Here is a 13,623-nt window from a genome sequence, read left to right on the forward strand (position 1 = left end):
GGTGCTCACCCTGGCGGGCATGGCCATTCGTCTGCTGCTGGGCTGAGGTCCGGGCCGGCCGGCGATTCTGTGCGCCGGCCGGCAAGGGCGCGGAAAAATCATTGACCCGTGCCGGCTCTGCTGATTATAAGGGGGCTCGCCGCCGATACCGGCTCCGTCGCCAACCACCGGATTGTTATGCCCCACCTGCCCCTGCCCGACAATGAAGCCGAACGCCTCGCCCGCCTGCACCAGCTGCAGCTGCTCGATACCCCGCGGGAGGCGGCCTTCGATCAACTGACCGAACTGGCCGCCCGCCTGCTGGAGGTGCCCATGGCGCTGATTTCCCTGGTGGACAGCGAGCGCCAGTGGTTCAAGGCCGGCGTGGGGCTGGATTGGTGCGAAACCGCCCGCGACATCGCCTTCTGTGCCCATGCAGTGGCGGCCAACGAGATGCTGGTGGTGGAGGATACCCACAGGGATCCGCGTTTTGCCGACAACCCCCTGGTCCGGGGCGAGCCGGGCCTGCGTTTTTATGCGGGTGTGCCCCTGTGCCTGGAGCCCGGGGTGGCGCTCGGCACCCTCTGCCTGCTCGACACCCGGCCCCGGCGGCTGGACCCGGAGGGACGGCGCCAGTTGCGGATGCTGGGCCAGCAGGCGGAAGCCCTGCTCCGGCTGCACCTGCAGCACCGGCTGCTGAGCGATCAGAGTCAGCTCAGCGATCATCGCCTGGCCCGCTACCAGGCCATTATCAAGGGCGCCGCCGCCGGCATAGTGCGGATTGATGCGGCCGGCCTTATCCGGGAGGTGAACGATTTTGCCCTGGCGCTGCTCGGCTACCGGCGCGAAGAGCTGATTGGGCGCAACGTCAGTGTGCTGATGCCGGAGCGCTGGGCCCGCCACCACGACGATTATATCCGCCACTATATGACCGGTGGCGAGGCCAGGGTGATCGGCCGGGGGCGGCGGGTCGAGGCCCAGCACAAGGACGGCCATCCCATACCGGTGCACCTGGCGGTGGGTGAGGTGGCGGATCCCCAGCATCCCCAGCGGCGGGAGTTTATCGGCATTCTGACCGATTTGAGCGAAATCCAGCAGGCCACCCGCCAGATGGAAAAACAGCAGCGGCTGCTGAGCGTGCTGCACAAGGGGCTGACCGACTACCAGGCGCTGATGTCCGGCAACCGGCTGTGGGCGTTCCTGCAGCAGGCGCTGCGCGAGCTGACCGGCAGCGACTATTCGCTGATCGGCGAGGTGCTGCTGGTCGAGCAGCGGCCGGCGCTGAAAATCCATGCCATTACCGACCTGTCCTGGAGCGAGCAGTCGCGCCGGCTGATGCGCCAGCTGCAGGCGGGGGAAATGCTGCTGACCAATCCCGACAGCATGCTGGGCCGGGTCTTTGCCCGGGGCGAAACCGTGCTCAGCAACCGAATGGGCGAGGACCCGCGCCGGGGCGGCTTTCCGCCGGGCCATCCGCCGCTGCACAACTACCTGGGGGTGCCCATCCTCGACAACGGCCAGGTCATCGGCATGTATGCCATCGCCAACGGCGAAGCGGACTATGATGAGAACCTGGTGGCCTGGCTCGAACCCTTTACCTCCACCTGCGCCCTGCTGATCAACCTTTACCGCCAGCTCAACGAGCGGGAGGAGTTCACCGAGCAACTGCGCCAGGCCCGGGATCAGGCCGAGCGGGCCAGCCGCGCCAAGACCGAGTTTCTGTCCTCCATGAGCCATGAGCTGCGCACCCCGCTCAATGCCATCATGGGCTTTGCCCAATTGTTGCTGAGCAACGGGCGCGCCCCTCTCAGCGAGCGCCAGCAACGCCAGGTGGACCAGATTTACAAAAGCGGCGCCCACCTGCTGGCGTTGATCAACGAGGTGCTGGATCTGGCGCGCATCGAGGCCGGGCGCATCAATATGTCCCTCGAGCCTATCCGCCTGGCCGAGGTGGCGGGGGAAGCCTGCGATATCCTGGCGCCCATGGCCGGCCAGGCCGGGATTGAACTGAGCCTCGAGCTGGACGGCACGGCAACGGTGCTGGCCGACTACACCCGGCTCAAGCAGGTGCTGATCAACCTGGTGTCCAACGCCATCAAGTACAACCGCCCCGGGGGCCGGGTGTGGCTGGGGGCCCGCCGCGAGGGCGAGTGGCTGCGGGTGGCGGTACGCGATACCGGCAAGGGCATCAATCCCCGCTACCTGGACCAACTGTTCCAGCCCTTCAACCGGCTGGGGGAGGAAAACGGCGCCATCGAGGGCACCGGCGTGGGGCTGGCGCTGACCAAGAGCATAGTGGAGCAAATGCAGGGCCGCATCGGGGTGGATAACCTTCCCGGCGAGGGCTGCGAATTCTGGTTCTGCCTGCCCCTGGCGGCGCCGGTTCTGCCTGCCGCCGTGGCCGAAGCCCCGGCGGGCGGACGTCCTGCGCCGGGTCGCCGGCAACGGGTGCTCTATGTGGAGGACAATCCCGCCAACCAGCGGCTGATGAAGGAACTGTTCGAGGATCTCGGCTCCTTTTGCCTGGAGTGCGTGCACTCGGCGGAGCTGGCCTTTGAAGTGGCCTGTGCCAGCCCGCCGGCGCTGATCCTGATGGACATCAACCTGCCCGGCATGGACGGGGTGGCGGCGGCGGGACTGCTGGGACGCCATCCCCTGACCCGGCGGGTGCCGCTGGTGGCCCTGTCGGCCAATGCCATGCCGGAGGACATCCGCCGGGCTCGCCAGGCCGGTTTTCGCGACTACCTGACCAAGCCCCTCGACATTCCCCGGCTTCTGGCCCTGCTCGAGCAACTCGCCGGGGAGCCCGGCTCATGACCCGGCTCGCCTATCCCGACGCCCGCATCCTGGTGCTGGACGACAACCCGGTCAACGTGGAACTGCTGAGCTGTCTGCTGGAGGACAACGGCTACCGGCGGGTGGAGGGCGAAACGGATCCGCGCCGGCTGGCCCGGCGGCTGGCGCAGGACCGGCCCGACCTGCTGTTGCTGGACATCCGCATGCCCCACCTGGACGGCTTTGGCGTGCTGGCCCGGTTGCGGGAAGAATGGGCCGAGCTGGCGCCGCCGGTGATAGTGTTGACCGCCCAAACCGACAAGGATACCCGTTTCCGGGCGCTGAGCCTCGGGGCCCGCGACTTCCTGCCCAAGCCCTTCGACCAGTTCGAGGTGCTGCAGCGTATCCACAATGTGCTGGAGGTGCATTTCCTGCTGCAACAGCGCAGCAGCCGGGCCCGGCTGCTGGAAGATCTGGTGGAACAGCGCACCGCCGAGCTGCACCGCTTGTCCCTGGCCGACCCGGTTACCGAGCGGCCGAACCGCCGGGCCCTGCTGGAAAGCCTGCAGCGGCGGCTGGGCGGACGGGAGCGGATCCTGGTGTATTTCATCGCGCTGGAAGGCATGGACGACATTGCCCGCCTGCACGGTTATGGGGTGGCCGATGCCCTGAACCGGGCCCTGGGCGAGCGCCTGGGCGGTTGCCTGGATCCGGCCGGCATCGAATTCGGGGTGTGGAGCAGCACCGAATGGCTGGTGCTGGAACCGGCCCCGGCCGACCCGGAGCGGCTGGCCAGGCGGGCGCGCGGCTTGATTGAACAGCTGACCCGGGCCTTCGAGATCGAGCACCTGCTGCTGCACCTGGCGGTACGGGTGGGGGTGAGCCACAGCGGTTTCGAACACGACTCCGCCGAGCGGCTGGTACGCCTGGCGTCCCTGGCCCTGCCGGCGGACAACAACCGCTGGCAGTTGTACCAGCCGGCCCTGGAGGAGCGGCTGCATGCCCTCAACCGCTACCGCCAGGCCCTGCGCCACGCCACCGACAACGACGAACTGTTCCTGGTGTACCAGCCCAAGGTGGACCTGAGTTGCGGTCGGATCACCGGTGCCGAGGCGCTGCTGCGCTGGGTCAATCCGGAGCTGGGCTTTATTTCGCCCGCCGATTTCATTCCCATCGCCGAGGCCAGCGGCGACATACTGCGGTTGGGAGACTGGGTGATCGACGCGGCCATCGGTCAGTTGGAGCTATGGCGAGACCAGCGGCTGGTGGCGCCGGATTTTCGGGTGGCGGTCAACGTGGCGACCCTGCAGCTGATGCAGCCGGGCTTTGCCGAGGCACTGATCCACCGTTTGCGGCGCAGCCGGCTGCCGCGCGGCGCGCTGGAAATCGAAGTGACCGAGTCGGGACTGATGCAGGACGTGGAGCTGGCCCTGAGCCAGCTGCGGCTGCTGGCGGCCGAGGGCATCGACATCGCCATCGACGACTTCGGCACCGGCTATTCCTCCCTCGCCTACCTCAAGTCGCTGCCGGTGTCGGTGCTCAAGATAGACAGGGCCTTCGTCAACGACCTGGACACCGATGCCCAGGGCCACCAGCTGGCCAAAACCGTGGTTCATCTGGCCCGCAACCTGGGCTGCACCACGGTGGCGGAAGGGGTGGAGCGTGCCGAGCACATCACCCTGCTCAAGGAAATGGGCTGCCTTATGGTGCAGGGCTACTGGTATTCGCCGCCGCTCCGGCCCGAGGCCTTTATCGACTACTACCTCCGGCACCAGGCCGGGCTGGCGGACTGAGCGCCGGGCACCGGCCGGGTGTTAAATATAGTTTACAATGAGAGGCCGATCCTGTTCTCCGCTCCCGGCCTGTGTTAACTAGCTGTTCCGAATAGTAGATCACTGTCGGCAGCGACCGGGTTCGACTAAGCAGATCCTCCGTGCCAGGGGGGGGCACGGAGGGTCTGCGTGCGGGTCCCGGTCGCTGTAGCACTATTAGGATCAGTTATTTAAACGGGCTGGCCTGGTATCGTATTCTTCACGGTTTTTACCTCGATATTTGACAAAAACAGCCAGGATGCGCTTAGCTGTTCAGAATTTAGAGCATGCGTGAGGTGACCTGGATGGTGCATATATCTAACAAGCCGGTGGTCGGCGTCATCATGTGTCGGCAGCAACTGGGGCCGCACCCGGCCATGACGCTGCAGGAAAAATACCTCAGGGCGGTGCAGGACGCCGGCCTGCTGCCCTTTCCCCTGGCCCAGGGGCTGGCCGACGACGAGCCGGCCCTGGAGCAGGTCCTGGCCATGCTCGATGGCCTGCTGCTCACCGGCAGCTACAGCAACATCGAGCCCCATCACTACGGCGAAAGCGGGGAAGAGCCGCTCAACGATCCCGGGCGGGACCGCCTGAGCCTGCGGCTTATCGCCGCCGCGGGCGAGCGCCGCCTGCCCTTGTTCGGCATCTGTCGCGGTTTTCAGGAGATGGTGGTGGCCAGCGGCGGCACCCTGCACCGGCGCCTGCACGACATCGGCCTGTTCGACGCACACCGGGAAGACAAGCAGCAGCCCCTGGCGCGGCAGTACGCCCCGGCCCACGACATCCTTCCCGAGGCGGGTGGCCTGCTGGCCCGGCTGGCCGGCCCCGGCCGCCGGCCGGTGAATTCCCTGCACATGCAGGGGGTGAAGGCGCTGGGCGCGGCGGCGCGGGCCGAGGCCCGGGCGCCGGACGGACTGATAGAAGCCATCAGCCTGATTGATCAGCCCTTCGCCCTGGGGGTGCAGTGGCATCCGGAGTGGCAGAGCCGGGACAATGCCCTGTCCCGCGCCCTGTTCGACGGTTTTGCCGAGGCCTGTCGCCGCTACCGGGCGGCCAGGACGGCGGCATGAACGAGGCGGATCGCCACGGCCAGGAGCTGCCGGGCCGCCGGCTGGCGGCCATTCGCCGGCGGCTGGGCCTGAGCCAGCGCAAGGTGGCGCAGCTGTCGGGGCTGACCCACGGCGCCATCTGCACCATAGAGCGGGACAAGGTCAGCCCGGCGGTGAGCAGTCTGCAAAAGCTGCTCAAGGTGTACGGCATGTCGTTGTCGGAGTTTTTCGCCGAGCCCGCGCCCGCCCGCCGCAACAAGGTGGTGATCGAGCCCGGGGAGCTGATCGAAATCGGTGGCCGGGGCCTGTCCTTCAAGCTGGTGCACAACGGCAACCGCGCGCGTGCCCTGGGCTTTTTGCTGGAAACCTATGCCCCCGGCGCCAGCACCGGCGGGCATCTCAAGCATCTGGGCGAGGAAGTGGGCACAGTGCTGGAAGGGGAGATAGAGCTGATCGTGGATGGCGAGGTCTACCGGCTCGGTGCCGGGCAGAGCTATGTGATCGACACCGGGCTGCCCCATACCTTTACCAATGTATCGGATCGGGAATGCCGTATCGTCAGCGCGCATACCCCGGCCAACCTGTAAGGAAGGCGGAGAAGCATCATGGATTACAAAGACAAGGCATATTGGCAGGCAAGGGCGGCGGCACTGCCCATCGAGGCCCGGCTGTTCATCGGAGGCCAGTACCGGGACCCGGTGGCCGGCGAGCGGTTTGCGGTGATCAACCCGGCCGGCGACACCGCCCTGGCCGAGGCCGGCCGGGCCCGGGAGGCGGACGTGGACATGGCAGTGGCCGCGGCCCGGTCCAGCTTTGAATCCGGCGCCTGGTCCTGGGCGGCGCCGGCCGAGCGCAAGCGGGTGTTGCTGCGCCTGGCCGACTTGATGGAGGCCCACCGGGAAGAGCTGGCACTGCTGGAAACCCTGGACACCGGCAAGCCCATTCGCCACAGCCTGCGCGACGATATTCCCGGCGCCATCCGCGCCATCCGTTGGTATGCCGAAGCGGTGGACAAGGTGTATGGCGAAATCGCCCCCACCGGCCCCGAGGCGCTGGCGCTGATCAGCCGGGAGCCCATCGGGGTGGTGGCGGCCATTGTGCCCTGGAACTTCCCGCTGTTGCTGGCCTGCTGGAAGCTGGGGCCGGCGCTGGCGGCGGGCAACTCGGTGATCCTCAAGCCGTCGGAAAAATCCCCCCTTACCGCCATCCGCCTCGCCGCCCTGGCCCGGGAGGCAGGCCTGCCCGACGGCGTGCTCAACGTCTTGCCCGGCTTCGGCCACGAGGCGGGCAAGGCCCTGGCCCTGCACCAGGACGTGGATTGCCTCACCTTCACCGGCTCCACCGGGGTGGGCCGGCTGCTGATGGAATACGCCGGCCGTTCCAACATGAAGCGGGTCTGGCTGGAGGCGGGCGGCAAGAGCGCCAACATTGTGTTCGCCGACTGCCCGGATCTGGCCAAGGCGGCCCGGGCCTCCGCCGCCGGCATCTTCTACAACCAGGGCCAGGTGTGCATCGCCGGGACCCGGCTGCTGGTGGAGGCGGGCATCAAGGACGCCTTCCTGGCCGAGCTGAAAAAGGCCGCCGCCGCGTTCGAGCCCAAGGATCCCCTCGATCCCGAGTCCACCATGGGCACCCTGATCGACAGCGACCACCACGGCAGCGTCTGCCGCTATATTGCCGAGGGGCTGGAAGAAGGCGCCGTGCTCGGCCTGGACGGCCGGGATCTGGCGGGCAACTTTATGGGGCCGACGGTGCTGGAGCAGGTCAATCCGCACATGACGGTGGCCAGGGAGGAAATCTTCGGCCCTGTGCTGGCGGTGACCGCCTTCGACAGGGAGGAGGACGCGGTGCGCCTGGCCAACGACAGCAAGTACGGCCTGGGGGCCGGGGTCTGGACCTCGGACCTGGCCCGGGCCCACCGGCTGGCGCGCAAGCTCAGGGCCGGCTCGGTGTTTATCAACAACTACAACGACGGCGACATGACGGTGCCCTTCGGCGGCGTCAAGCAGAGCGGCAACGGCCGGGACAAGTCCCTGCACGCCCTGGAAAAATTCACCGAACTCAAGACCACCTGGCTGGCACTGGATTGAATTGTCGCGCCCATCGACCGGGCACCGCACGCAGACACGCCGTGAACCCATCCCTGGGGGCTGTGCCGCGCTTCTGACCGCCAGGGATGGCGGGAATGCCGGAACGGCAGGAGCATTTTTCGGCCCTGGCGCGGAGGGTCTGCTTAGCGGCACCCGCTCGCGGCCTTGGGTGAACGGCCATGCAGAACAGCTATTCAAGGGAGAGGTTTTAAATGGAACACGTCAACAGTTACTACGCCGCCTCGGCCAACCGGCACGAGCCCTGGCCGCAACTGACCGGGGATATCCGCTGCGACGTTTGCGTGGTGGGCGGCGGCTACACCGGGCTGTCTACCGCCCTCTTCCTCACCGAGGCAGGCTTTGACGTGGTGCTGCTGGAGGCCGGCCGCATCGGCTTTGGCGCCAGCGGGCGCAACGGCGGCCAGATGGTCAACTCCTACAGCCGGGATATCGACGTGATCGAGGCCCGCTACGGTCACGACACCGCCCGCATGCTGGGCAGCATGATGTTCGAGGGCGGCGACATCATCCGTGACCGCATCGAGCAGTACGGCATTCGCTGCGACTACCGGCCCGGCGGCATCTTCGCCGCCCTCAACCGGCGCCAGCTGCACGAGCTGGAACACCAGAAGGCCAACTGGGAGCGTTATGGCCACCGGCAACTGGAGTGGCTGGACGAGCCGCGGATACGGGAAGAGGTCGGCTCCGGGCGTTACGTTGGCGGCCTGCTCGATCACTGGAGCGGCCATATCCATCCGCTCAACCTGGCCCTGGGCGAGGCCGAGGCCATCCGCCAGGGGGGCGGGCGCATTTTCGAGCAGTCGGCGGTGACCCATATCCAGTATGGGGATCCGGCGGTGGCGGTGACCGCCGGCGGACGGGTCAGTGCCCGTTTTATGGTGCTTGCCGGCAACGCCTACCTCGGCAACCTGGAGCCCAGGCTGTCGGCCCGGGCCATGCCCTGCGGCACCCAGATAGTGACCACAGAGCCCCTGGGCGAAGAGCGGGCGCGGGAGCTTATCCGCAGCCTGTACTGCGTGGAGGACTGCAACTACCTGCTCGATTATTACCGCATTACCGGCGACTTCCGGCTGCTGTACGGCGGCGGCGTGGTGTACGGCGCCCGGGATCCGGATGACATCGACCGCCTGGTGCTGCCCAAACTGCTGAAAACCTTCCCCGGGCTCGAGGGGGTGAAGATAGACTACCGCTGGACCGGCAACTTCCTGCTCACCCTGTCGCGCCTGCCCCAGTTCGGGCGGCTGGAGCCGAACGTCTACTATATGCATGGCTACAGCGGCCACGGGGTAACCTGTACCCACCTGGCGGGGCGGCTGCTGTCGGAGGTGCTCAAGGGCCAGGCCGAGCGCTTCGACGCCTTCGCCCGCCTGCCGCACCTGCCCTTCTTCGGCGGCCGCCGCTTCCAGGTGCCCTTTACCGCCATGGGTGCCGTCTACTACAGCCTGCGCGACAAGCTAGGGGTGTGACCGGAGCCGGAAGCCAGGGCGCCATATCGTTTAAACATCAAGCGGCCAGGCCTGTGCTACCCCTGCTACTCTCGTCGGCGGCAAACGACGTTTGCAGATTGGGTGGAGCGCGGGCGGCCCGCCCGCCAAGAAACATCATGCTGCTCAACTTTTACATTGATCGGTGCTCCAGGACCCATTTCAATGGGCCTCCCCGCGTTGGCGCCGGGTTTGGGTCAGGGAGTGGGTCTTTCCTCCCCAAGCGGGTATAGTATTAGAGCTATTACTCAATCCATGGACGCAGCCGGGATGCGCCAGGCCCGAGCCGGGACGGCTTTTCCTTATCCTGAGAGGTGTTTATGAATCGACTGACTTCCCTGGCCCTGGTGTCGGCCTTGTCCCTGGTTGCCCTGAGCGGCTGTGCCGGTGTGGGCAAGCCGTCGCCGCAGCCCGGCCTGACCGGCACTGAGTGGCAGGTGCGGGATCTGAACGGCATGGACGTAAGCGGCGAGCTGCCCGGCAGTGTCGGCCAGGCTGCCGGCACCCTCCATTTCGGCGAGGACGGCGAACTGTATGGCCGCGCCTTTTGCAACGGCTTCCGGGGCGGTTACCGGCTCGAGGGAAACAAGCTCGAAACCACCGGCATGGCCGGCACCATGATGCTGTGCACCCCGGTGCAGATGGAGCGGGAGCAGGTCATGCTGGATATCCTCGGCAACGGCCGACGCATCGAGTTCACGCCCAAGGGGGAGCTGGTGATCCACGCCGAGGACGGCCGCACCCTGACCGCCCGCTAAAACAATAAAAAGGGGTCGGAGTCAATTTAAAATTGACTCCGACCCCTTTTTATTTAGTTTGCCAGCAGGGTATCGGTCCTGGCGGCCATGATAAAGTCGTTGCGGTGCAGTCCCTTGATGGCGTGGGTCCACCAGGTGACGGTGACCTTGCCCCATTCCAGGGTGATGGTGGGGTGGTGGAATTCGCTTTCGGCCAGCTCCGCCACCTTGTCGGCGAAGGCCCAGGCCAGCTTGAAGTTCCTGAATTGGTATTCCCGCTCCAGCTGCAGCACCCCTTCCCGCGCCACCGGCGTCCAGTCGGGAATGTCCTTCATCAGGGCCGCCAGCTCCTCGTCGCTGACCCTGGGGGCATCGGCACGGCAGGCTTCGCAGTGTTGTTGGGCAAGTACGGTCATGTTCACTCCTTAACTGGCTTGTTGTTGTTTGGGTGCAAAGGTGGGGGCGAACAGCCCCAGGGCCTTGGCTTCGTTCACCCTGGCCATGATGTCCATCTCGGCGATATGGAACAGCTCGTCGATGGAGTCGATCACATAATAGATGGGCTGCATGATGTCGATGCGGTAGGGGGTGCGCAGCACGTCCAGGATATTAAAATGGCGAAACTCCGGCACCGGGGACTCACAGGCGTAGCGGGTCTCGCCGGGGGAGGAGAGGATGCCGCCGCCGTAGATGCGCCGGCCGGCCGGGGTGTTGAGCAGGCCGAACTCCACGGTAAACCAGTACAGCCGGGCGAGGAAACGCCTGTCCTCGGCGCCGGCGTCCCGTCCCAGCTGGCCGTAGGCATGGGTAAAGCGGGCGAAGGCCGGATGGGTGAGCAGGGCGCAGTGGCCGAATATTTCGTGGAAGATGTCCGGCTCCTGCAGGTAGTCCAGGTCTTCCCGACGGCGAATAAAGGTGGCCACCGGAAACCGTTTGCTGGCCAGCAGCGCGAAGAAACGGTCGAAGGAGATCAGCGCCGGCACCCGGCTCACCTGCCAGCCGGTGGCGGGCTCCAGTACCTGGTTGATGTCGTCGAGCTGGGGGATGCGATCCCGGGGCAGACTCAGCCGGGCCAGGCCGTCCATGTATTCGTCGCAGGCACGGCCGGCCACGCAGGCCAGCTGGCGTTCGATCAGGGTCTGCCAGACGGCGTTTTCTTCGGTACTGTAGTGGATGATGCCGTCCGGCCCCGGCTCCCGGGCCACATATTGGGTCGCTTTCATCTTGCTCCCTCCTCAGGCTGTGATGGCCTCCAATCTAAAGAGCCCGTCCCCGATTGAGAAGCAAGGGGTCGGCCCGGGGGTTCTCCTTTATGTAACAATAAGTTTACATCAGCCGCCGCCATCCGCCCTTGCCTGCCGCACCCGGAACACCTCGGACAGATAGGCCAGGTAGCCGGCATCCTCGCACATGGCCTTGCCCGGGCTGTCCGACAGCTTGGCCACGGACTGGCCGTTGCAGCGGGTCATTTTGATCACCATGCTCAGGATCGGCAGGTCTACCACGTCGTTGGTGAGGTGGGTGCCTATGCCAAAGGCCGGGCGGCACTGGCCGGCAAACCGCCGGTACAGCGCCAGCGCCTTGTCCAGGGTCAGGCTGTCGCTGTATACCAGGGTTTTGCCGGCGGGATCTATCTTCAGCCGGCGGTAGTGGGCCAGGGCCTTTTCGGTCCAGATCACGGGGTCGCCCGAGTCGTGGCGCAGGCCGTCGAACAGCTTGGCGAAGTACAGGTCGAAGTCGCGCAAAAAGGCGTCCATGCCCACCACGTCGGTCAGGGCGATGCCGAGCCGGCCGCGGTATTCGTGTACCCAGGCTTCCAGCGCCGCCTTTTGGCTGTCCACCAGCCGGGGGCCCAGGGCCTGGAAGGCCTGCAAGTATTCGTGGGCCATGGTGCCGATGGGCAGCAACCCAAGCCGGCGCGCCAGATCCAGGTTGCTGGTGCCGGCAAAGCTGTCGGGCAGGCGGTGGGCAAACTGCTCCACCACCTGCCGATGCCAGCGGCGGGAAAAGCGGCGGCGGGTGCCGAAGTCGGAAAAGCGAAAGCCCGCCCGGTCCGGCGCCTGCTCCACCAGGGCAATTTTGTGCTCCAGCCGGCGGCGGGCCTGATCCCAGTCGGGCGCCGGATAGTGGCGGCGGCAGTAGACCTCGCTGATGATGGCCAGCAGCGGCACTTCGAACAGTATGGTGTGCAGCCAGGGGCCGCGGATCAGGAGTTCGAGCTCGCCGTTGCGGCAAGCGAGGTGGATAAAGCGGCGATCGAGCCGGAACAGGCGCAGGAAATGGATGAAATCGGACTTGATGTAGTCGAGCCCGGCCAGGTAGTCCAGCTCCGCCTGGTCCAGCCGCAGGGTACAAAGGTGATCGATTTCCCGCGCTATCTCTTCCAGGCAGGGGCCGAAGTCGATGCCCGGGGTGCGGCAGCGGAAACGGTATTCCACCTCGGCGGCCGGGTGCTGGTGCAGCACCGCCTGCATCATGGTGAACTTATAGAGGTCGGTGTCGAGCAGGGAGCGGATGACGGGCTCAGTCATGGGCGGGCTCCAGTTCGCCGCTGTCGCGGATGAAGCGGGCGCCCTGCTGGATCATCTCGGCGATGGCGTGGCGGCTGGTGTCGTCGGCCACGCCACGGATGGCGGCCCGGTTGACCACCACCTCAAACCCCGCCGCCAGCAACTGGAGCACGGTCCGGCGCACACAATAATCGGTGGCCAGGCCGCCCACCAGCACTGTGCTGATCCCGCGGGTGCGCAGAAATTCGATAAGGCCGGTACTCAGGCGTTCATCCAGGTCGTGGTAGCAGGCGCCGTAGGGATGCATGTCGGGCTCGATCCCCTTCCAGACGAAAAAGTCGTAGTCGGCCGGATGGGGCAGGCCGTCGAGCAGCTCGAAGCCGCGGGTGCCGGGCACGGCGTGGCGTGGCCAGCGGATATCCATGTGCCGGCCGGGCAGGGGGCTGAAGGCGGGGGAGGTATCATCGGCCACCCAGTGCGCCTTGGGCGAGTGGGCGTCCTTGGTGCCGATGCGGCAGCCGGCGAAGGCGGCCTGGCGGTTGAGTTCGTCGGCGATGCCGTCGCCGCCGGCCACCGGCAGCTCGTCCGGGCAGGCCGGGGTAAAGGTATACTGGGCGTCCACATCCAGGCTGGCGACGCATTCTCGGGCGGGCAGTTTCATCCGCCACCTCCTATGGTTAAGTACGGGCCCGCGGGCCTTGCATAGCTCTGTTGATCTTGTTTTGATTGAGTCTACTGACAATTTGGTTCAGTATCGCCCCTTCCGGGGTATCTCCCCCATTATCAGCCAAAGGTGACCATGATGAGCGACCTCCACCAGCAAAATTACCAGCGTTTTATCGATCAAGTGAAAGCCGACCGGGTGATGTGGGGGCTGCGCTTCGGGGACGAGTGGGTGGTGTGCGACTCCACCGAATTCGAAGATACCGAAGTGATGCCGGTATGGTCCACCGAGGCGCAGGCCAGGGCCCAGTGCGTGGATGAATGGGCCGATTACGAGCCTTTCGAGATCACCCTGGCCGAATTCCTGGAAATCTGGGTGGAAGATCTGTCCGAAGACGGCGTGCGGATCGGTCCGAACTGGGACGAAGAGCTGGACGGCATCGAGCTGGACGTGCTGGAACTGGTCAAGGATTTCGCCTGATCCTGCGGGGCGCCTCGCTCGTT

Annotated in this window: 12 protein-coding genes; 8 read left to right on the top strand and 4 right to left on the bottom strand. The window is 66.1% G+C overall.

Annotated features, from left to right (window positions below; all coding sequences use genetic code 11):
- The first annotated feature begins 177 nt into the window (after nucleotides 1-177).
- The 7 genes from C7I36_RS06140 (at nucleotide 178) to C7I36_RS06170 (ending at nucleotide 9,967) form a co-directional block, all read left to right on the top strand.
- The gene (locus C7I36_RS06140; protein ID WP_106452837.1) at nucleotides 178-2,796 is read left to right on the top strand and encodes a GAF domain-containing protein; all 2,619 of its coding nucleotides are present in this window, start codon (nucleotides 178-180) and stop codon (nucleotides 2,794-2,796) included.
- Entirely contained in the window at nucleotides 2,793-4,547 is a 1,755-nt protein-coding gene (locus C7I36_RS06145; protein WP_106452838.1) for a putative bifunctional diguanylate cyclase/phosphodiesterase, read from the top strand. Before C7I36_RS06140 ends, C7I36_RS06145 begins: the two co-directional genes overlap by 4 nt.
- Before the next feature lie 305 nt (nucleotides 4,548-4,852).
- Nucleotides 4,853-5,635: a gamma-glutamyl-gamma-aminobutyrate hydrolase gene (puuD, locus tag C7I36_RS06150; RefSeq protein ID WP_245880048.1), complete on the top strand. Its 783-nt coding sequence runs from the start codon at nucleotides 4,853-4,855 to the stop codon at nucleotides 5,633-5,635.
- Nucleotides 5,632-6,201 carry an HTH-type transcriptional regulator PuuR gene (puuR, locus tag C7I36_RS06155; protein WP_106452839.1) on the top strand — a complete coding sequence of 190 codons (570 nt, stop codon included), beginning with the start codon at nucleotides 5,632-5,634 and terminating at the stop codon, nucleotides 6,199-6,201. The genes puuD and puuR overlap by 4 nt, the downstream gene beginning before the upstream one ends.
- 18 nt (nucleotides 6,202-6,219) lie before the next feature.
- On the top strand, nucleotides 6,220-7,704 hold the full coding sequence (gene puuC / locus C7I36_RS06160; RefSeq protein ID WP_106452840.1) for an aldehyde dehydrogenase PuuC: 1,485 nt from the start codon (nucleotides 6,220-6,222) through the stop codon (nucleotides 7,702-7,704).
- Nucleotides 7,705-7,916: 212 nt separating this feature from the next.
- Nucleotides 7,917-9,191, top strand: a complete 1,275-nt coding sequence (locus C7I36_RS06165) for an NAD(P)/FAD-dependent oxidoreductase (protein ID WP_106452841.1) — start codon at nucleotides 7,917-7,919, stop codon at nucleotides 9,189-9,191.
- Between the two features lie 338 nt (nucleotides 9,192-9,529).
- Nucleotides 9,530-9,967, top strand: coding sequence for an META domain-containing protein (locus C7I36_RS06170; protein WP_106452842.1), 438 nt, complete (start codon nucleotides 9,530-9,532; stop codon nucleotides 9,965-9,967).
- A 53-nt stretch (nucleotides 9,968-10,020) separates the two neighbouring features.
- On the opposite strand, the gene C7I36_RS06175 is transcribed toward C7I36_RS06170, so the two are convergent.
- The 4 genes from C7I36_RS06175 to C7I36_RS06190 all read right to left on the bottom strand — a co-directional run bounded on the left by C7I36_RS06175 (nucleotide 10,021) and on the right by C7I36_RS06190 (nucleotide 13,117).
- Nucleotides 10,021-10,362 (bottom strand): 4a-hydroxytetrahydrobiopterin dehydratase, encoded by a 342-nt coding sequence (locus C7I36_RS06175; RefSeq protein WP_106452843.1) that lies wholly within the window; start codon nucleotides 10,360-10,362, stop codon nucleotides 10,021-10,023.
- Between the two features lie 9 nt (nucleotides 10,363-10,371).
- Nucleotides 10,372-11,169 (bottom strand): phenylalanine 4-monooxygenase, encoded by a 798-nt coding sequence (gene phhA, locus C7I36_RS06180; protein ID WP_106452844.1) that lies wholly within the window; start codon nucleotides 11,167-11,169, stop codon nucleotides 10,372-10,374.
- A gap of 108 nt (nucleotides 11,170-11,277) precedes the next feature.
- Nucleotides 11,278-12,477 (bottom strand): nicotinate phosphoribosyltransferase, encoded by a 1,200-nt coding sequence (gene pncB / locus C7I36_RS06185; protein ID WP_106452845.1) that lies wholly within the window; start codon nucleotides 12,475-12,477, stop codon nucleotides 11,278-11,280.
- Nucleotides 12,470-13,117 (bottom strand): isochorismatase family protein, encoded by a 648-nt coding sequence (locus tag C7I36_RS06190; protein WP_106452846.1) that lies wholly within the window; start codon nucleotides 13,115-13,117, stop codon nucleotides 12,470-12,472. The genes pncB and C7I36_RS06190 overlap by 8 nt, the downstream gene beginning before the upstream one ends.
- A 141-nt stretch (nucleotides 13,118-13,258) precedes the next feature.
- Between C7I36_RS06190 and C7I36_RS06195 the strand changes: the two genes are divergently transcribed.
- Nucleotides 13,259-13,600: a DUF2750 domain-containing protein gene (locus tag C7I36_RS06195; protein ID WP_106452847.1), complete on the top strand. Its 342-nt coding sequence runs from the start codon at nucleotides 13,259-13,261 to the stop codon at nucleotides 13,598-13,600.
- The last annotated feature ends 23 nt before the right edge of the window (nucleotides 13,601-13,623 follow it).

The sequence above is a fragment of the Zobellella taiwanensis genome, assembly GCF_003012795.1.
Taxonomy (GTDB): Bacteria; Pseudomonadota; Gammaproteobacteria; order Enterobacterales; family Aeromonadaceae; genus Oceanimonas; species Oceanimonas taiwanensis.